This is a genomic window from Streptomyces lydicus (assembly GCF_000717345.1).
In the GTDB taxonomy this organism is placed as follows: domain Bacteria; phylum Actinomycetota; class Actinomycetes; order Streptomycetales; family Streptomycetaceae; genus Streptomyces; species Streptomyces lydicus.
Genome location: NZ_JNZA01000001.1, coordinates 136910 through 156117, shown reverse-complemented (window position 1 = coordinate 156117; position 19208 = coordinate 136910). Strand labels below are relative to the sequence as shown.

Below are 19208 nucleotides of genomic sequence, written 5' to 3'. Positions count from 1 at the left end.
TCGGCCCTTCTGTCACCGGTCTGCTATCGAGATCGTTCGGTTCGCCGGCGCCAGCCGCTGAGGGCCTGCGTCCGGGCGGCGGCACGCACCACGGGCCGGGTGCCGCCGGGGGCTCCCCCGCCGTCCTCGCCGGTCGCGTCGACATGGCGGGCGATGGCACGGACGGTGGTGTAGCGGAAGAGGTCGGCCGTGGTGAGCTCCGGGTACGGGCTCTGGAGGAGGGCGAGCACCCGCACGATCTGTCCGGAGGTGCCGCCCAGGTCGAAGAAGTGGGTGTCCAGGCCGTGGACGGGGGCACCGAGAACGTGTTCCCAGGCGCGCCGGACCACCTCGGTGGCCCGGTCGGAGAGCGGCCCCGCCGACGGCTCGGCCGGCGCGGCTTCGGGCACCGCCGTCGGCGCCCCGGCCGCCCACTCGGCCACCGCGGCGCGGTCCAGTTTGCCGTTGGGCAGCTGGGGCAGTGCCTCGACCAGCAGCCAGGCGGCCGGGATCATCGCGGGCACGAGCGAGACGGCCGCGTGCCGGCGGAGTGCGTCGGCGAGTTCGGCGGGCGCCGGTGCGGGGCGCCCGGCGCCGGGTGCGCCCGCCGGGTCGGTGGGGATCAGGCAGGCGGTGACCGCGGTGCCGTCGCCGGTGACGGTGACCGCGGCTTCCTGGACGGCGGGGTGGGCGCGCAACACGGTCTCGATCTCGACGAGTTCGATCCGCTGGCCGAGGATCTTGACCTGGGTGTCGGCCCGGCCGAGGAAGCGCAGCCCCTCCTCGGGGTCGAGGACGGCCAGGTCCCCGGTGTCGTAGCAGCTGCGGCCGTCGTACGCGGCGAAGCGCTCGGCGGTCAGGTCCGGCCGCTGCCAGTAGCCCGATCCCACCCCCGCCCCGAGGATCAGCAGCCGGCCGGGGACGCCGGGCGGCAGCGGGCGGCCGTGGCTGTCGACCACCCGGCACTCCTCGCCGGCCAGCGGACTGCCGATGTGCACGGGTACCTGGGGCCGGACCCGCCACACCGTCGACCAGACGGTGGTCTCGGTCGGGCCGTAGCAGTTGAACACCGGCCCCGGCACCAGGTCGGTCAGCCGCTCGGCCAGGTCGCGGGCCAGCGGTTCGCCGCCGACGAACAGGACCGCGAGACTGCCGAGCAGTCGCCGGCCGGCCGGGTCGTCGGCCAGGATCCGGGCCATGGTGGGGGTGCACTGGTAGAGCGCGCCGCGCGGCACCTCGGCGTCGGCGACCTGCCGGTGGCTGGTCAACAGCACCGTGCGGCCGGTGGCCAGCGGCCAGAACAGCTCCAGCACGCTGATGTCGAAGGAGACGCTCGCGCCGGCGACCGACACCTGGGGCGGCGCGGGCAGTTCCTGCGCGAAGGCGGCGAACAGCGCGGCCAGGTTGTCGTGCCGGACGATGACGCCCTTGGGCCGGCCGGTCGAGCCGGAGGTGTGGATGACGTAGGCGGGGTCCTGCGGCGCGAGCACCGGCCACTCGCCGGGCGCGCGGCCGGCCACGGCGTCGGGGGCGACCAGCCGGACGCCGGTGGCGCCCAGGATCTGCGCGGCCGGGGCGTCGCCGATGACCACGGCCGGCCGGGCGTCCTCCACCATCAGCCGGAGCCGGCCCTCCGGGTAGCCGGGGTCGAGCGGCAGGTACGCCGCACCCGCCCGCCACGCGGCGACCAGGGCCACGAGCAGGTCCGCCGTCCTCGGCAGGCACACGCCGACCCGGTCGCCGGGCCGCACACCGGCTTCGATCAGCGCGGCCGCGAGTTCCCTTACCCGGCGGTCCAGTTCGGCGTAGGACACCCGCTCGGCCCCCGCGATCAGGGCGACGGCGTCGGGGGTGCGCCGGGCGTGCTCGGCGATCAGCTCGGGCACCGCCGGGCCGGCCGCGGTGGTGCCGGTGGGTGCGGGCGGTGCGGCGGGGTCGAACAGGCGCAGCGCGGTGAGCGGGACCGCCGGTGCGGTGCCGAACGCCGCGAGCGCGCCGGCCAGATGCTCGGCGAACAGGCGCGCCGAGGCCGCGGGCAGCGTGCCGCGGTCGTACCCGACCGTCAGGGCGAGGGCGCCCGAGGACTCCTGCTGGAGGGTGACGGAGAGGCCGTACTCGCTGCGTACCTCGTCGGCCGGCACGAGCTGCCAGCGCAGGTCGCCGGTGGTCAACGGGGCGGGCGCGGTGGCCTGGGTGCAGATGATCTGCGTCAGCGGTGTCCGGCCGGGACGGCGGGGCGTGCCCGACGCGGTCAGGATGTCCTCAAGGGGCAGGTCGCAGTGGTCGAGGGCGTCGAACAGCGCGTCGACGGTCCGGTCGAGCACCGTGCCGGTGTCGGCGCCGTGCAGCGGCAGGCGTACCGGCAGGGTGTTCTGGAGACAGCCGATGACGTCTTCGTCCGCCGCGGCGCGGGTGGTGGCGACGGTGGCGAGCACGACGTCCTCGGAGTCGCTGTACCAGCCGACGACCACGGCGACGGCGGCCAGGAGCTGCGCGAAGGGTGTGGCCCCGCTTTCCCGGGTCAACCGGCGCAGCGCGGCGGTGAGTTCGGCGTCCAGTGGCAGGGACACCGCGCCGTGCCCGGCAGCCGGGTCGGCCGTGAGGGACGGCAGGGCGGTGTCCGCGGGCGCGCCGGCGAGGTGGCCGGACCAGAAGGCGTGCAGGGCCGCGAGGCGGGCGGGCTGTGGCGGGGGCCGGTGTGCGGCGGCGACGGGGAGCGCCTCGGGCCCGTCGGTGTACGCGCGGGCGAGCTGCCGCAGCAGGATGGCCGCGGAGTCCTCGTCGAACACGGCGTGGTGCACGCCGACGAGGCAGTGCGCGCGCCCGGGGGCACCGACGATCCGGATCCGGCACAGCGGTCCCGCGCCGTGCGGGAACGGTGCGCGGGCCTCGTCGATCCATCCGTCGAGGGCGCCCTCGTCGTCCACCCACCCGGTCCGGAGGTCGACCTCGGTGACGGGGTGGGTGCGCTGGACGAGCCCTTCCGCCGTCGGGTGCAGGGACGTCCGCAGCGCCGGCTGTGCCTGGCAGACCGCTCGCGCGGCCGCGGTCATCCGCTCCAGGTCGACGGGGCCGTCGATGCGGAGGTGTTGGAGCAGTGTGGTCGCTCTGCCGCCCTGCTGGTCGAGCAGGAAAAACCGGGTCTGTCCCGAGTCGGCCAGCCTGACCGCATTCCCGGGATCGTCAATGCTCGTCACCGAACAGCCCCCCGACTGAAATCCTCACCGGAATTAGTCGCGCCAGGCTATGGAGGCCGTTTGATCTTGTCAAGAAGAATTCTTGGGCGGCGCCGCACACTAAGCGAGGTAATTCAAGAAGCGCGACACCGTGATCTACATCACATTGATCAACTTCCTGGAGGCGCTGTAGCGTCAACCAAACCGCTGTGGCGGGTAATTGGGCCCGGCGGCCGTGGAAACTGGATGGAGCCGACCACCCCCCGGTGACACACCCTGTGACAGAACATTGGCACAGAAGCGGGGAATTCGGACTCATAGAATTCGGGGGCTGTCCAATGGAATTCGATACTGACCCCTCCTTGCCCTCCTCCGAAAATTCGGCTGAAGTGGCGGAGAATCTCTGGAAAGAAATCCTCGGGAACAGTGCAGATCTCGGTAAAGGATTCCTGGAGAACGGCGGGGACTCGTTCCGCGCGGTCCTGCTGAGCAGTCGGCTCTACGAGCTGACCGGCCGGGAGGTCGAGTACCTCGACGTCCTGGAGGCCGACGGGGCCGGCGCGATCGCCCGCCTGCTCACGGCCGACGTCGCGGGGAGCTGACCATGCGCTGGGAGCTGTCCCCCAATCAGGTCGACCTCTACACGGCCGACCAGGCCGCCGAGGACCCCTCGACCTATCTCGTCAACTGCGTCTACCGGATCACCGGTCCCGCCGACGAGCCCCTGCTCGCCGAGCGCTTCGCGCGCCTGGGTGAGACCTACCCCGTACTCGCCTCCCGCGTGGTGGAGGACGACGGAGCGTGGTTCCTGGAGGCCGCGCCGGACCCGCCGCAGCTGCGCTCCGTGCAGGTCGCGGACGCACCGGACGGCGCGGCCGCCCGCCTGCGGCTGCGCGAGGAGCTGACCCGGCCCCTGGACCTCGCCAAGGGGCCGATGTGCCGGGCCGTCCTGCTCCGGTACGCGCCGGACACCGCCGACCTCGTGCTCATCGCCCACCACCTCGTGGTCGACGGGCGGTCCATGGAACTGATCGCGCGCGGTGTGCTGACGGACGAGACCACCGAGCCCGCCGCCGACTGGGCCGACTGGGCGGCCGCGGCCCGCGCCCGGCTGCCCCGGCGCGCCGGCCGCGCGGCCGAGATCCGGGCCGAGCTGGCCACGGCCGACGTCGTCCCCTCCCTGGACTGGGCGGGCGCCGCCGGCGACGCCCCCGGAGCCGGAGACACGACCGGCGGTGGCGTCGCCGAGGCGCTGCTCCCCGCCGCGCTGCACCGCAGCCTCCGCGACCTCGGCACCGAACTGGGAGTCACCCCCTATTCGGCCGTCCTCGCCGCGGCGGCCCTCGTCCTCGGCCGCAACTCCGGCGCCGCGCGCCCGGTCATCGGCACCACCGTCTCGCGGCGTTCACCGGCGCACGCCACGACCGTCGGGTACTTCAACAACACCACTCCCGTCCCGGTCCTCCTCGACGGGCAGGCCACGGTGGCGGACTTCCTGCGGGAGGTGCACCAGCGCGGTGTGCAGGCGTACCGCGACGCCGACCTGCCGCTGTCCTCCGTACTGCCGGGGGCCGGCCTCACCGCGCCCCAGCTGGTCGTGTCGGCCATCGACACGCTGCCCGCACTGCGCGAAGGGGACCGGCACGCCGTCCCGCACGAGGACCAGGGCCTGGGCACCGCCCACTTCCCGCTGACCCTCGGCCTGTACCAGGAGCACGGGCGCACGGACGGGATCCGGATGCTGCTGCGCCACCAGCGGGCCCTGGTCACCGAGGAGGCCGCCGCCCTCTTCTTCCGCCAACTGACGGCGGTGCTCGCCCACTTCACCGACCACCCCGACCGGCGTCTGGACGACGTGGACACCCTGCCGGCCGAGGAACTCACCGCTCTGCTCGCCACCGGCCGGGGCGCGCGGCTCACGGATCCACCGGCGGCCCTCCCCGAGCTGTTCGCGCACCGGGTGCGCGAGGCGGCCGGACGCACCGCCGTGGTCTGCCGGGACGAACGCGCCAGCTACGGCGAACTCGACGCGCACTCACGGCAGTTGGCGCTCGCGCTGATCGAGTCGGGGGTCCGCCCCGGCGACCGGGTCGGGGTCTGTCTGGACCGGGGCGTCGGGCAGATCGCCGCCGTGCTCGCCGTGCTCCGCGCGGGCGCCGCGTACGTCCCCCTCGACCCCGACTACCCGCCGCAGCGCCTCGCCTTCGTCATCGAGGACACCGGGCTGCGGACCGTCGTCACCGAGGGCGGGCTGCTCTCGGACGTCCCCGGCCTGCACCGGGTCGCACCGGACGCCGCACCCGAGGATCCCGGGCTGTCGCTGCCCGTCGTGGACCCCGAGGCCACCGCGTACATCATCCACACCTCCGGCTCGACCGGCCGCCCGAAGGGTGTCCGGGTCAGCCACCGCAATGTGGCCGCCCTGCTCGCCGCGACCCGCGAGGAGTACGCGCCGGGCGTCCGCGACGTCTGGTCGTACTTCCACTCGCTCGCCTTCGACTTCTCCGTCTGGGAGATCTGGGGGTGCCTGCTCACCGGCGGCCGGCTGGTCGTCGTCCCCTACGACGTCTCCCGCGACGCGGAGGCGTTCCACGAGCTGCTGCGCGCCGAGGGCGTGACGGTGCTCAACCAAACCCCTTCGGCGTTCGCGCAGTTGGTGAACACCGAGGCGTTCCGCGCCGGCGGCCTGGCGGTGCGCCTGCTGATCTTCGGCGGGGAGGCCCTCGACCGCGGGGTGCTGCTGCCCTGGCTGGACCGCTACCCCGAGGACGTCTGCCGGCCCGTCAACATGTACGGGATCACCGAGACCACCGTCTTCTGCACCTGGCACCCCGTCGACCGTGCCGAGGCACTGCGCGGCAGCCGCTCGATCGGGCGGCCGATACCCGGGTGGGACCTCTATGTACGCGACGACCGCGGCCGCCCGGCCGCACCCGGCGTGCCCGGCGAGATCTGGGTCGGCGGGGCCGGGGTCACCCAGGGCTACCTCGACCGGCCGGAACTGAACGCCGAACGCTTCACCGAGGACCACCTGACAGGCACGCCCGGTGCCCGCCTCTACCGCAGCGGCGACCTCGGCCGGTTCCTGCCCGACGGGCAGATCGAGTACCTCGGCCGGCGCGACGACCAGGTGAAGATCCGCGGGCACCGCATCGAGCTCGGCGAGATCCGGCACGCCCTGCTGGAGGACGACCGGGTCCGCGCGGCCGCCTCCTTGGTACGGGCCCCCGACGGGCCGGCGACCGCACGGATCGACGCCTACGTGGTCACCGACGCGCCCCGGGAGCTGGCGGACATCCGGCAGCGGCTCGCCGAGCGGCTGCCCGGCTATCTGCTGCCCGCCACCCTGACCGCCGTGCCCGAACTGCCCCTCACCGCCAACGGGAAGCTCGACACCGCACTGCTGCCCGACCCCCGGCCCGCGCAGCCCTCCTCGGCACCCGCCCCGGCGGAGACCTCGGGCCCCGAGACGGCCATGGCCGCCCTCTGGGAGCGGGTCCTGGGCCTTCCGGTGGGCCCCGACGACAACTTCTTCGACCTCGGTGGCACCTCCGTGCAGGCCGTGCTGCTGGCCACCGCCCTGCGCGAGGAGAACTACCCCGCCATCCGGTTGCGGGACATCTTCCGCAACTCCACCCCCCGCCGGCTGGCCGCCGCGGTCGCCCCGCGGACAGACGCATGAGGCCGCCCCTGCGGGTCCCGCCGAGCGGACCGCAGCCGAGCAGGTCGTACGTAATGGAAGGAGAACCGGCATGACAGAGCTGGACAATGCCGTGGCCGTGGTGGGGCTGTCCCTGCGGGCCCCGGGCGCATCGGATCCGGAGACCTTCCTCGCCCGTCTCGCCGGGGGCGAGGTCTCGCTGCCGGCGGCCCGGGGGGAACGGACCGACAACGGCAGGCTGCTCAGCGGGCAGATCGACCGCTTCGCCGAGTTCGACGCCGAGTTGTTCGGGATGGCTCCCGCCCACGCGGCGCTGACGGACCCTCAGCACCGGGTGATCGCCGAGCTGGTCTGGGAGGCCATGGAGGACGCCTGCCTGGACACCCAGCGCGCCGGCGACCGGGTCGGCGTCTTCGTCGGCGGTGGCCCCGACATCTACCTGCACCGCAACGTGCTGCCGGACCAGCGGACCGTACGGGCCCACGGCACCGAGCAGATCATGCTCGGCAACTCCCGTGACTTCCTCGCCACCGCGCTCTCCTACCGGCTCGGCTTCACCGGCCCGAGCATGACGGTGCAGACGGCCTGCTCCACCTCCCTGGTCGCCGTCCACCAGGCCGTGCGCAGTCTCCTCACCTACGAATGCGATGTGGCGCTCGCGGGCGGGATCACCGTCTTCCCGGTCGAACGGCCCGAGCACGAGGGGCCCGAGGGCGGCATCTACGCGCCCGACGGCCGCTGCCGCAGCTTCACCCAGGGCAGCCGGGGGACGGTCCCGTCGAGCGGCGCCGGCATCGTGGTGCTGCGCCGGTCGGCCGACCTCGCCGACAGCCCCGGTCGCGCCCGGGCGCACATCGTCGGCAGCGCGGTCAACAACGACGGCGCCGACCGGATGGGCATGACCGCGCCCAGTCCGCGGGGCCAGGCCGACGTGCTCCGCGAGGCCCTGGAGGTCTCCGGGCTCTCCCCCGCGGACATCGGCTACATCGAGGCGCACGGCACCGGCACCGTCCTCGGCGACCAGGTCGAACTGGCGGCGCTGGCCGAGGTCTACGGCACCGGTACCGCCGCTCCCCGCTGCGCGATCGGCACGGTGAAGCCGAACATCGGCCACACCGACAGCGCGGCCGGGGTGCTCGGCCTGATCAAGACGGTGCTGGCGCTCCAGCACGACATGCTGCTGCCGGTCGCCGCCCAGCCGGGCGACGGCCCGGACGCGGATCTCGGCGCGGCCCGGTTCTTCCTGCCGCGAAAGCCCACGACGTGGAGCGCCGAGGTCCCGCGCCGGGCCGCGGTCAGCTCGTTCGGCTTCGGCGGCACCAACGCGCACGTGATCCTCGCCCCCGCCGAACCCGCCCCGGAACCCGCCGCGGCACCGGACGCCCGACCCCGGGTGGCGGTGCTCTCCGCCGCGACCCCACAGGCCCTGCGCGACAAGGCCAAGGACCTGGCCGACTGGCTCGACGGCCCCGGTGCGCGCAGCGCCCTCCCCGGCGTGCTCGGCACCCTGTGGCACGGCCGGCGCCAACTCGCCCGCCGGTCCGCCGCCGCGCTGCCCACCGACCCGGCCGCCGCCCGCGAACAACTGCGGCAGTGGCTGCTGGAGACGGCGAAGGGAGCCGACGCGCCACCGGCGGTGGCCGACGCCCCGGTGGCCGTGCTGCTGCCCGGGCAGGGCACCCGCCTGACGGGCACCGGAGCGTCGGCCGCCGAGGACCCCCGCTTCGGCGAGGACCTCGCCCGGCTGTACGCCGCCGTGCTGCGGGCCGGTGGCCCCGATCTGCGCGGCTTCGAGACCTGGGAGGGCGACGACCCGCGGCTGCTGGACACCTCCGTGGTGCAGCCGCTGCTGTTCGTGGTCGGCCTGGCGCACCTGTGGCGGCTGGAACGCCGGGGCGTACGGGCGCGCGCGCTGCTCGGCCACAGCGTCGGCGAACTGACCGCGGCCGCGTACGCCGGGGTGTTCGGCGTGGAGGACGCGGCAGCGGCCGTCGTACGGCGCGGTGCGCTGATGAGCCGGGCCCCGGCCGGGGCGATGCTGGCCGTCCCGCTGGACGAGGACGCCGCCCGCGACCTCGCCGCCGGGCTGCCCGCCGACGTCTGCGGCGTCAACGGCCCCGACACCACGGTGCTCGGCGGCGACCCGGACACGGTCGCCGAGCTGGAGCGGCGTTGCGCCGGGCGCGGGCTCTCCGCGCAACGGCTGGAGACCGCGCACGCCTTCCACTCCCGCGCGATGGAGGAGGCCGCCGCCGGGTTCGGGGAGTTCCTCGCGACCCTGCCGCTGTCCGCCCCCCGGCTGACCGTCATCTCCAACCGCACCGGCGCGGAGCTGACCGCCGAGCAGGCCACCGACCCCGCCTACTGGGCAGGGCAGTTGCGCGGGACCGTGCGGCTGGCCGACGGGATCCGGACCCTGCTGGCGGGCCGCCCCGCCGCGGTCGTCGGCATCCACGGCGGCCGCGCGCTGACCAACCCCGTACGGCACACCGCCCGCCTGCTGGGCCTGGAGCACCCGCCGACGATCATCGAGCTGCTCGGGCGCTCCGGTGCGGACGAGGCGCTGGCCCACGAGGACGCGCTGGCGCGTCTCTGGGCGGCCGGCTGCCCGGTGGACTTCGACGTCCCCCAGGTCACCTCGCCCGTCCCGCTGCCGCGTTACCCGTTCGCGGCCACCCGGCACTGGATCGAGGCGACGGGGGCCCTGCCCCACGAACGGCCCGCCGCTGCCGCCGCCCCGGTCCTCGCGCCGGTGCCGCAGCCGGAGCCGTCCACTCCCGCGGACGACGCGGCGGAGACGGCCGGCGACCTCGCCGTCGCGATCACCGCCATCTGGCAGGAGGCGTTCGGCGGCGAGCCGCTGGGGCCGTCCGACAACTTCTTCACCCTCGGCGGTACGTCGCTGCAGGCCGCCCAGCTCCTCACGGTCGTCAACGACACGCTGCTGCTCGGCGTCGCACTCGGGGACCTCTACGAGCACTCCGACCTCGGTGCCTTCATCAGCCGCGCCGAGGAGCTCGCGGCCGCGCGGGACGACGCCGAACTGCTGCGGCTGCTCGACGAGATCGAAGGGACCCCGTGAACGACCTCTCCCAGCGACTGGCCGCCCTCTCGCCCGAACAACGGCGCGTCCTGGGCCAGGAGATGCGCCGCCGCGCCGCCCGGACCGGGCCGGCGGCCGCCGCCGAGACGCCGGGCGCACCCGCCCGGCAGAGCCTGTACTTCTTCGCCAGCGCGGACACGGTCTCCCCTCAGGAGTACTACCGCTTCGTCCTCGACGCGGCGGTGCAGGCCGACGCGGCCGGACTGAACGCCGTATGGCTGCCGGAGCGGCACTTCGTGGACTTCGGCGGACACTCGCCGAATCCGGCGGTGCTGGCCGCCGCGGTCGCCGTACGCACCGAGAACCTGCAGATCCGCGCCGGCAGCGTCGCCGCGCCGCTGCACCACCCGGCGCGGATCGCCGAGGACTGGTCGGTGGTCGACAACCTGTCCGGCGGCCGGAGCGGCATCTCCTTCGCCAGCGGATGGCACCCGGACGACTTCGTGCTGGCTCGTACGGACTACGCCGACCGGCGCGCGGACACCCTGCGGATCATCGAGCAGGTGCGGGCGCACTGGCGGGGTGAGGCGGTGAGCCATCCGACCACCGCGGGGGGCACCGCATCGGTCCGCACCGGGCCCCGGCCCGTGCGGCCGGACCTCCCGGTCTGGCTCACCTCAGCGGGCCACGGGGAGACCTTCGCCGCCGCAGGCCGGGCCGGTTACGGCGTGATGACCGCACTGCTCGGCCAGACACTGCCGGTCCTGCGGGAGAACATCGCCGGCTACCGCGCGGCCTGGCGGGAGGCCGGCCACGCCGGGGACGGCGACGTGGTGGTCATGGTGCACGCCCACGTCAGCGACCGGCCCGACCTGGAGGACTACCTGCGTCCGGCCATGCACGGCTATCTGCGCGCCTACCGCAGTCAGACGGCCGCGTCCGGCGAGGACGAGGCGGTGCTCCTGGAGAGCGCCTACCTCAACTTCCTCCAGGGCCCCTCGCTCCTCGGCACGCCCGACAAGGCCGCGGGGGTGCTCGGCCTGCTGCGCGAGGCGGGCGCCGACGAGGTGGGTTTCCTGGTGGACTTCGGGCTGCCCACCGACGACGTGCTGGCCGCGCTGCCCGCCCTGTTCGCCTGCATACCCGCGGAGCGTGCCCGATGAGCGCGGCGGAGTCGGCGCTCGCGGCCCGGCTCGCCGGCCTCGCCCCGGAGAAGCGGGCCGCGCTGCTGGCCCGGCTGTCGCAGCAGCGCTCCGGCAAGCAGCCGCTGCGGCCCCGCCCCGGGCCGCGCGACACCTTCCCCGTGGGCATGGACCAGGAACGGCTGTGGGTCCTCGACCAGCTCTACCCCGGCACCACGACGTACACCCTGGGGTTCGGGCTGCGCTTCCTCGGCGAGTTCGACCGGCATGCCTTCAGCGAGGCGGTGGCCGTCGTGGTGGGCCGGCACGAGCTGCTGCGCTCGGCCATCGAGACGGACGGCGCACGGCCGGTGCTGCGGCTGCACCCGGAGCGGGGCGCCGACCTCACCTTCACCGACCGGTCCGACGGGCCGGACGGCGAACGGGAGCGGCGCCGGGCGGAGTTCATCCGGCAGCAGGTCCGGCGCCCCTTCGACCTGGCCCGGGACCCGGTGCTGCGGATCGGGGTGGCCGACCTGGGCGGCGGTGACCACCAGATCGTGCAGACCATGCCGCACTCCTTCACCGACCAGTGGTCGTACGTACGGCTCAACAGCGAGCTGCTGGAGACCTACTGCGCCGTCCGGGAAGGCCGGGAGCCCCAACTGCCCGATCTGCCGGTGCAGTTCGGCGACTACGCGCAGTGGCAGCGGGACTACTTCGAGAGCGGGCACGGCGAGCGGCACCGGGCGTTCTGGCGCACGTACCTGTCCGACCTCCCGGACCGGCCGCTGCTGCCGTACGACCACTCCCCCGAGTCCGAGGACCGCACCGGACGGCAGTACAACTTCGTCCTGGACCAGAGGACGGCCGCCGCCTTCATCGCCCGCGCGAAGGAGGCCCGCAGCACCGTCGCCAACGCGATGGCCGCGGTCTACGCGGCGCTGCTGTACGAGGAGAGCGGTGCGGGCGACATCCTCCTCGGGGTGCCGAGCGTGACCCGCAGCGAGCCGGCCGTCCAGGACCTGGTGGGTTTCCTGCTCACCAATGTGCCGCTGCGGATCCGGCTGCCCGAGGAGCCCACCCCGCACGATTTCATGGCCGCCACCCAGGCCGCCGGTGCCGCCGTCGCGGAACACCACGAGACGCCGTTCGGCGAGATCGTCCGGGCCGTCGCCCCCGAGCGGTCGGTGCACAGCTATCCGCTGCTGCGGACCATGCTCGTCCACCTGGACCTCGCCGAGACGGTGTCCTACACGGTGCCCGGTGCCACGGTCTACGCCAACGCGGTGCCCGAGGGCATCTCCTCGATGGACGCGACGGTCGCCTGGTGGCACCTGGGCGACCTCGTCTACGGGCGGTTCGAGTACCGGACCGCGCTGTTCGAGCCGGAGACCATCGACCGGCTCGCCCGGCGGCTGCTCCAGCTGGTCGAGGTCTTCGCCACCTCCCCCGACACCCCGCTCGGCAGCCCGGCACGGCGCGCCGCCGAGCAGGTGCGCGCCGCCTGGTGCGAGGCGCTGGCCATCCCGTCCGCCGACCCGGGGGACGCGTTCGCCGCCAGTGGCGGCACCCCGCTGCTGGCCGTCCGGCTCGCCCGGCTGCTGACGGCCCGGGGCTTCCCGGCCGGCGCCCGGGACCTCACCGAGCACACCACCCTGGCCGGCCTGACCGACCTGCTGCTGGCACGCGGCAACCCGCTGACGCCGACCGGCATCCCGGACTCCGAGGTCCCGGGCCGGGCGGGCGTCTCGGAGGAGTACCTGGAACAGCTTTTCGCCAGCACCCAAGGTGCGGAACAGGAGAACCGATGACCTCGCCCCCCGGGCCCGGCGGCGCCGCGGTGCCGGAACGCCGGCCGCTGGTGGTCCTGCTGCTGGCCCACTACCTGTCGTCGTTCGGCAATGCCGTGACGGTGGTGACCATTCCGCTGTACGTGCTCGGGGTCACCGGCAGTTCCGTCTCCACGGGCCTGGCGGGCTTCGCCAACACGCTGCCGCTGATCTTCGCGGGCGCCGTCGGCGGGGTCTGGATCGACCGCATCGGCGGCAAGCGGATGAGCGTGGTCTGCGATCTGCTCGCGGGTACCGTCATCGGGCTGATCCCGCTGCTCAACGACACGGTGGGGCTCGCCCTTCCGGTGCTGATGGGGCTGCTCTTCGTCCGCAGCCTGGGTTCCACGCCGACCGGCGCGGCCCGGCAGAGCCTGCTCAAGGCGCTCGCCGACCGGGCCGGGGTGCGGCTGGAGAGCGCCAACTCCTGGATGCAGGGCGCCCCGCGGCTGGGCCTGCTGGTCGGGGCGCCGCTCGGCGGTCTGCTCGCGGCGGTGTCCGGGCCGGTGGTCGGCATGTACGTGGACGCCGCGACGTTCCTGCTGTCCGCGCTGCTGGTCGGGGTCGCCGTACCGCGTGGACCGGTCGCTCCGGCCGCCGAGCGGCCGGGCTTCGTCGGGCAGCTCACCGAGGGGCTCCGGCTCGTCAAGCAGCTCCCGGTGATCGGCGCGATGACCTCGTTCGTGTTCGTCACCAACTTCCTCGACGACGCCTTCACCCCGGTCATCCTGCCGGTCTACTCGGACCAGGTGCTGGGCGGCGGCCAGTACCTCGGCTGGCTGGTGGCCGCCTCCGGCTGCGGCGCCGTCGCCGGCACGTTCCTGTACGGCCCCGTCAGCAAGCGGGTGCTCACCAGCCGCCGCTGGACGCTGCTGGGCTGCTTCCTGGTCATCGGCGGACTGCGGCTGGCGCTCGGCGGGCAGCCGGGCGCGGTGCTGTCCATCGCGATCTCGTTCCTGCTGGGGCTGGCCGCCGGGCCGCTCAACCCGGTCCTGTCGACCGTGATGCTCAACAAGGTGCCGCAGGCCCTGTTCGGGCGGGTCTTCGCGCTCACCTCGGCCGTCGCGATGAGCGCCGCCCCGGTCGGCATCCTGGTGGCCGGCTGGGCGATCCACGGCATCGGACTGCGCTGGACCCTGCTGGCCTTCGGCGCGACGTACGTCGTGCTGGTCCTGGTCTCGCTGCGCAACCGGGCACTGCGGGAGATGGACGACCTGACCCCGCCCGAGGCCGCCGACGGCGACGGTGCGGAGGGCGCGGACAAGGAGCTGGCCCGTGACTGAGACGGCGCTGCGGGTGCAGCCCGCCTCCGCGCTGGAGCGGCAGTTCTGGCTCGGTGAGCAGATCGCCCCGTCGAGCGGCGCCAACTGGGTGCTCGCCGAGGTCCGTGCCGACGGCCCGGTCGACCTGTCCGTGCTCGACGCGGCGCTGTCCGCGGTGGCCCGCCGGCACGAGGCGCTGCGCACCGCCTTCGTCATCGAGGACGGGCAGGTGGTGCGCACCGTCCTCGCCGAGCCGGTGGCCGAGCCGCCGCTGCGTCTGGCCGCCGGCACGGGCTTCGCGGAGGCGGCCGCCGCACTGCTCGGTGCGGACACCTTCGACCTCGCCGCGGGCCGGGTCCACCGGGCCGGGGTCGCCCCCGACGCGGAGGGCGCCACGGTCTTCCTCGCCGTCCACCACATCGCCTTCGACGGCCTGTCGCAGGAGGTGTTCGCCACCGACCTGGCCCGCGCCTACGGCCTGACCGCCGGCGGCCGGGCGCCGGACCTGCCGGTACGGGAGCGGCCGGCGCCGGCCGGCCCCGCTCCGGCGCAGCGCGCCGAACTCACCGCGCACTGGCGCACCGTGCTGGCGGGCGCGGCCGACCTGCCCGTCCCGGGCGGCGGGCCGGCGCCGAGCCAGCGCGCCCTGGCACAGGCCGGCCTCGCGGAGCGGCGGGACATCTGCCCGCCCGGCGTCTGGCAGGCGGTGTGCGCCGCGGCCCGGCGCAGCTCCTGCTCGCCGTTCGTGGTGCTGCTGGCCGCGTACGGCAGGGCGCTGGCCGAGCTCACCGGCGGCGCGGACTTCTGCGTGGGCACCCCGGTGGTCGCCCGTTCCGCCGGGCAGGAGGACGAACTCGGCTGCCTCATCAACACGTTGCCGGTCCGGATGCCGGAGCTGTTCGCGCCCGGCGCGGTCGAGCGGGTGTGGGCGGGGGTCCGGGACACCATCGTGGGGTCCGCGCTGCCCTGCGACGAGATCGTGCGGGCCGCCCGGACCGTCGCGGGCCGGCGGATGCCGGTCTACCAGGCGGTGTTCGCGTTCGAGAGCTGGCGGCGGGTCGAGCACCCGGCGGGCCCGGTGCGGATGCACACCGTGCCCGTACCGCCGGTGGGGGCGGTCGCCGAGATCCAGCTCCAGATGTGCGCATTGCCCGACGGGACCCTGAAGTGTGTGCTCCAGGCTCCGCTGACCGGGTCCTGGGCGCCCCGCCTCGCCGACCTGATGCTCGGCTTCCGTACCCAACTCGGCCTGCTGGCGCCCGAGTCCGGCCCGCCGCACCTTATCGACCCGGAAGGTCCCGCATGACCACGACGCTGTTCTGCCTGCCCTATGCCGGTGCGGGAGCCGGGGTCTACCGGCCCTGGTTCCGGCGGGAGTCCGGGGTGCTGCGCGCGGTGCCCGTCCAGGTGCCGGGGCGGGAGGAGGAGTTCAACGCACCGTTCTACCGGACGATGGCGGAGGCCGCGGCCGGTACCGCCGAGCGGATCAGGGCGGCCGCGGGAAAGGAGCCGTTCGTCGTCTTCGGGCACAGCTTCGGCGCGATCCTGGCCTACGAGGCCGTCCGGCACCTCGTCGCCACCGGCGGCCCGCTGCCGGCCCACCTCGTCGTCAGCGGGTCGACCAGCCCGCGCCACCGCCAGGCCGAGCCGCTCGACGCCGACGACGAGGTGGCGGCCGCCCAGGCCGCGGCCATCGCGGGCCGGGAGATCGAGGTGTTCGCCGATCCGACGGCCCGGGCGCTGCTGCTCCCCGCGATGCGCGCCGACGTGGGCCTGCTGGCCGACTACGCGCCCCCTGCCCACACCCCGCTGCCGGTGCCGCTCACCGCGCTCCGTGGCGACGCGGACCATCTGGCGCCCGCCGCCGAGTGGCGGGACTGGTCGGCGTTCACCTCCGGGCCCTTCTCGGCGGTGGAGTTCCCCGGCGGCCACATGTATCTGACGGACCGCTGGTCCGAGGTGTGGCAGACCGTTGAGGCGCTGGTGTGAGCGCCCCGCGACCCGGTCCCCGGCCCGGGGACGCCCCCTGCCCACCGGTATGCCTGCCGACCGAACAGGACCTGTCATGACCTCCCCCTCCCCCACGACGCCTCCCCCGGCCCCCACCACCCTCTTCGGGCTCTTCGCCGCGAGTGCCGCGCGGTACCCGGAGCGGAGTGCGCTGGAGGTCCGGGGCGAGGTCCTCACCTACGGCGAACTGGACCGGCTGACCGCCCGCCTGGCCGAGCGGCTGACCGCCGTAGCGGCGGAGCACGGCGCGCAGCGGCCCGCGAAGGTCGGGCTGCTGGCCTCCCGGACGCTGACCGCGTACGCCGGATATCTGGCGGCCCTGCGCGCCGGCGCCGCCGTCGTACCGCTGAACCCGTCCTTCCCGGCCTCCCGGATCCTGGCCATCGCGGCCACCACGGACCTGGACGTCGTCGTCACCGACGACGATGCCGCACGGCCGGCCGAACGCCTCACCGCACAGGCGGCGGCGGACGGCGTGCGGCTGCCCCCGATGCTCGCCCTCACCGACGCCGAACTGGCCCGGCTCCGCGCGGACGCCCCCGGGGACGGCCGCGCCGCTGCCGCCGCCCCCACATCGGCGCAGGACATCGCCTACGTGCTCTACACCTCCGGTTCGACGGGCCGGCCCCGCGGGGTTCCCATCCGGCACGCCAACGTCCTGCCGACCCTGCGGTGGCTGGTCGAGGAGCACGGCTTCGGGCCGGAGGACCGGCTGTCGCAGAACGTCGAGCTCTCCTTCGACGTCGCCGTGCTGGAACTCTTCACGACGTGGTCGGTCGGTGCGGCGCTGGTGGTGCCGCGGCCGAACGACGTGGTGCGGCCGTCGGCGTTCGTCAGCGCCCAGCGGATCACGCGCTGGTTCTGCGTGCCGTCGGTCGGCAGCGTCGCGGCCCGGACGGGCGCGCTGACGCCGGACTCGATGCCGACGATGGTGGGGGTGATGTTCGGCGGCGAACGGCTGCTCAGCGAGCAGGCCCAGCAGTGGGCGGCGGCTGCGCCCGGCGCGCGGCTGTGGAATCTGTACGGCCCGACCGAGGTCGCGATCGTCTCCACGGCACACGAACTGGGCAGCGGCACCTCGCTGCGGCCGGCCGGTTCCAACGGGACGCTGCCGATCGGCCGGGTACCGGACCATCTGGAGCACGTGGTCCTCGACGAGTCGGGCGAGCCCGCGGCCACGGGTGAACTGTGCCTGCGCGGCAGCCAGCGCTTCGACGGCTATCTGGAACCCGCCGACGACATCGGCCGGTTTCTGGCCTGGCGTCCCGGCGAGCGTGCCGTGATCCACGACGGGACCGCGCCCCTGACGCCGGAACACTGGTACCGGACCGGCGACCGGGTGCAGGTCGAGGACGGCGCCCTGGTGTTCCTCAGCCGCCTCGACCACCAGGTCAAGGTCCGGGGCCAGCGCATCGAACTCGGCGATGTCGACGCGGCGCTGGCCCGCCACCCCGCCGTACGCGATGCCGTCGCCCTGGTCCGGGAGACCGGCGAGGACTCCGTCCTGGTCGCGTACTACTCAGGCGACCCCACCACCGCCGCCGAACTCACCACGTTCCTGCGCCGCCTGGTGCCCGTCTACATGATCCCGGGCTCCTTCACCCACCTCGCCGAACTGCCCCTCAACACCAACGGCAAGGTGGACCGCGCGGCCGTCGCGGCCCACGACCTGGCGGCCCGGAACACGCCCCCTCCGGCCGGGGAGTCGGCGGACCGCTGACTCCCCGACAGGCTGACTCCCCGACCGGACGTGTCGGCACCGGCGACTACACCGGAACCAGTGCCAGCGGCGGGCTCGTCGGGCGGCTGGAGCCGCCGCGGGGTTCGGCGGTCACGCCGACCCCCACGGCGCCCCGCGGGGTGCCGGTCAGCAGCATCGCGCCGCCGGCCCGTCCCGTCTCGACGAGTCCGGCGGGCACCATGCCGCCCTCGCGGCTGTACCAGAGCTGGTAGACCCGCGCCTCGGGCAGTTTCGGCAGGCCGTGGTAGACGAAGGCGGTACGGCCCTGCTGCTCGGAGACGACGACGGTGCCGCTGCCGCCGCCCTTGAGCGCCGTGGTGTGGAAGGTGGCGTCCGGGGCGGCCATCAGCGCGCTGAGCGCGGCTGTCTGCTGTTCCGCGCGGGTGCTGCGGTCGCGCTGCTGGTCGGCCTCGTGCTGGGCGCGGACGGCCAGGCCACCGGCGGCCACGGCGGCCGCGAGGCAGGCGGCGGCCGCGAGGTACGGCAGCCGCGGCCGCGCCCGGGGGCGCAGCGGCACCACGGTGGCCCGGTGCGGTACCGGCGGCAGCTGCCGTACCTCGGGCAGCGCCGCCAGCACCCGGGCGCGCAGACCGGCCGGGGGCACTTCGGCCACCGCCAGCGCGAGCCGGGCCGCGGTCTCCTGAAGCTCTCGTACCTCCAGGTCGCACGCCGGGCACCGGGCCAGGTGGCGGGCGAACTGCGCCGCCTCGTGCTCGGGCAGTGCCCCCAGGGCGTAGGCGCCGGTGAGGGTGTGCGGGTCGACCGTGTTCATGCCGACACCCCCAGGCAGTCGCGAAGCCGGATCAGGCCGTCCCGCAACCGCGTCTTGACGGTGCCCAGCGCCGTCCCCAGCAGGTCCGCGGTCTCCTTGTAGGTGTAGCCGCGGTAGTAGGCGAGGGTCACCGACTCCCGTTGCAGGTCGGTCAGTTGATGCAGGCAACGGCGTACCTGCTCGCGCTCCAGGCGCCGTTCGACCTGCTCGCTCACCTCGTCGAAGGGCGGCGTGTAGGAGCCCAGGCCGACCTTGTGGTCGCGGACGGCGGCGGCCTGCGCGGTCCGCACCCGGTCCACCGCGCGCCGGTGGGTCAGTGTCATGATCCAGGCCATGGCACTGCCCTGGCGCGCGTCGAAGCGGGCGGCGGACCGCCACACCTCGATGAGCACTTCCTGCGCGACCTCCTCGGACTGCGCCGGGTCCCGCACCACCCGCCGGACCAGGCCCAGCACCGTACCGGCGACCGCCGTGTAGAGATTGTCGAACGCCTGCTGGTCGCCGCGTGAGACACGGTCGAGCAGGTCTTCCAGGGCCCCGGAACGCGGCACTGGGGAGCGGTCGCCGCGGGCTGCGACGGGCATGGACACCTCCTGACTGCGATGTGGTCA

At 74.6% G+C, this 19208-nt stretch carries 12 protein-coding genes; 9 read left to right on the top strand and 3 right to left on the bottom strand.

From position 1 onward, the window contains the following. Positions 1-23: 23 nt before the first annotated feature. Entirely contained in the window at positions 24-3176 is a 3153-nt protein-coding gene (locus OO62_RS00700) for a non-ribosomal peptide synthetase (RefSeq protein WP_033265096.1), read from the bottom strand. Positions 3177-3544: 368 nt separating this feature from the next. Between OO62_RS00700 and OO62_RS00695 the strand changes: the two genes are divergently transcribed. The 9 genes from OO62_RS00695 to OO62_RS00655 all read left to right on the top strand — a co-directional run bounded on the left by OO62_RS00695 (position 3545) and on the right by OO62_RS00655 (position 17804). Beyond that, positions 3545-3757: a hypothetical protein gene (locus tag OO62_RS00695; RefSeq protein WP_033265095.1), complete on the top strand. Its 213-nt coding sequence runs from the start codon at positions 3545-3547 to the stop codon at positions 3755-3757. A gap of 2 nt (positions 3758-3759) precedes the next feature. Continuing rightward, positions 3760-6837, top strand: coding sequence for a non-ribosomal peptide synthetase (locus tag OO62_RS40365; protein ID WP_051732439.1), 3078 nt, complete (start codon positions 3760-3762; stop codon positions 6835-6837). A gap of 70 nt (positions 6838-6907) precedes the next feature. Next, positions 6908-9898 carry a type I polyketide synthase gene (locus tag OO62_RS00685; RefSeq protein WP_051732438.1) on the top strand — a complete coding sequence of 997 codons (2991 nt, stop codon included), beginning with the start codon at positions 6908-6910 and terminating at the stop codon, positions 9896-9898. Continuing rightward, positions 9895-11022, top strand: a complete 1128-nt coding sequence (locus OO62_RS00680; protein ID WP_051732436.1) for a MupA/Atu3671 family FMN-dependent luciferase-like monooxygenase — start codon at positions 9895-9897, stop codon at positions 11020-11022. Before OO62_RS00685 ends, OO62_RS00680 begins: the two co-directional genes overlap by 4 nt. Continuing rightward, a complete protein-coding gene (locus OO62_RS00675; RefSeq protein ID WP_033265094.1) occupies positions 11019-12794 on the top strand; it encodes a condensation domain-containing protein in 1776 nt (591 codons plus the stop codon). The genes OO62_RS00680 and OO62_RS00675 overlap by 4 nt, the downstream gene beginning before the upstream one ends. Beyond that, positions 12791-14095: an MFS transporter gene (locus OO62_RS00670; RefSeq protein ID WP_051732434.1), complete on the top strand. Its 1305-nt coding sequence runs from the start codon at positions 12791-12793 to the stop codon at positions 14093-14095. Before OO62_RS00675 ends, OO62_RS00670 begins: the two co-directional genes overlap by 4 nt. After that, positions 14088-15380, top strand: a complete 1293-nt coding sequence (locus OO62_RS00665; protein ID WP_033265093.1) for a condensation domain-containing protein — start codon at positions 14088-14090, stop codon at positions 15378-15380. The genes OO62_RS00670 and OO62_RS00665 overlap by 8 nt, the downstream gene beginning before the upstream one ends. Then, positions 15377-16063 (top strand): thioesterase II family protein, encoded by a 687-nt coding sequence (locus OO62_RS00660; protein WP_033265092.1) that lies wholly within the window; start codon positions 15377-15379, stop codon positions 16061-16063. The genes OO62_RS00665 and OO62_RS00660 overlap by 4 nt, the downstream gene beginning before the upstream one ends. 76 nt (positions 16064-16139) lie before the next feature. Further along, positions 16140-17804 (top strand): amino acid adenylation domain-containing protein, encoded by a 1665-nt coding sequence (locus OO62_RS00655; RefSeq protein ID WP_051732433.1) that lies wholly within the window; start codon positions 16140-16142, stop codon positions 17802-17804. Between the two features lie 46 nt (positions 17805-17850). Here OO62_RS00655 and OO62_RS00650 read toward each other — a convergent pair whose 3' ends face one another. Together OO62_RS00650 and OO62_RS00645 are read right to left on the bottom strand one after the other, a co-directional pair. Continuing rightward, a complete protein-coding gene (locus OO62_RS00650; protein ID WP_033265091.1) occupies positions 17851-18597 on the bottom strand; it encodes an anti-sigma factor in 747 nt (248 codons plus the stop codon). Beyond that, the gene (locus OO62_RS00645) at positions 18594-19181 is read right to left on the bottom strand and encodes a sigma-70 family RNA polymerase sigma factor (RefSeq protein ID WP_051732431.1); all 588 of its coding nucleotides are present in this window, start codon (positions 19179-19181) and stop codon (positions 18594-18596) included. Before OO62_RS00645 ends, OO62_RS00650 begins: the two co-directional genes overlap by 4 nt. Positions 19182-19208: the final 27 nt, after the last annotated feature.

Bases quoted from the DNA above. Each gene is read 5' to 3' on its own strand.
- OO62_RS40365 (WP_051732439.1), top strand. From the start codon at position 3,760: ATGCGCTGGGAGCTGTCCCCCAATCAGGTCGACCTCTACACGGCCGAC.
- OO62_RS00685 (WP_051732438.1), top strand. From the start codon at position 6,908: ATGACAGAGCTGGACAATGCCGTGGCCGTGGTGGGGCTGTCCCTGCGG.
- OO62_RS00675 (WP_033265094.1), top strand. From the start codon at position 11,019: ATGAGCGCGGCGGAGTCGGCGCTCGCGGCCCGGCTCGCCGGCCTCGCC.
- OO62_RS00670 (WP_051732434.1), top strand. From the start codon at position 12,791: ATGACCTCGCCCCCCGGGCCCGGCGGCGCCGCGGTGCCGGAACGCCGG.
- OO62_RS00660 (WP_033265092.1), top strand. From the start codon at position 15,377: ATGACCACGACGCTGTTCTGCCTGCCCTATGCCGGTGCGGGAGCCGGG.
- OO62_RS00655 (WP_051732433.1), top strand. From the start codon at position 16,140: ATGACCTCCCCCTCCCCCACGACGCCTCCCCCGGCCCCCACCACCCTC.
- OO62_RS00650 (WP_033265091.1), bottom strand. From the start codon at position 18,597: ATGAACACGGTCGACCCGCACACCCTCACCGGCGCCTACGCCCTGGGG.
- OO62_RS00645 (WP_051732431.1), bottom strand. From the start codon at position 19,181: ATGCCCGTCGCAGCCCGCGGCGACCGCTCCCCAGTGCCGCGTTCCGGG.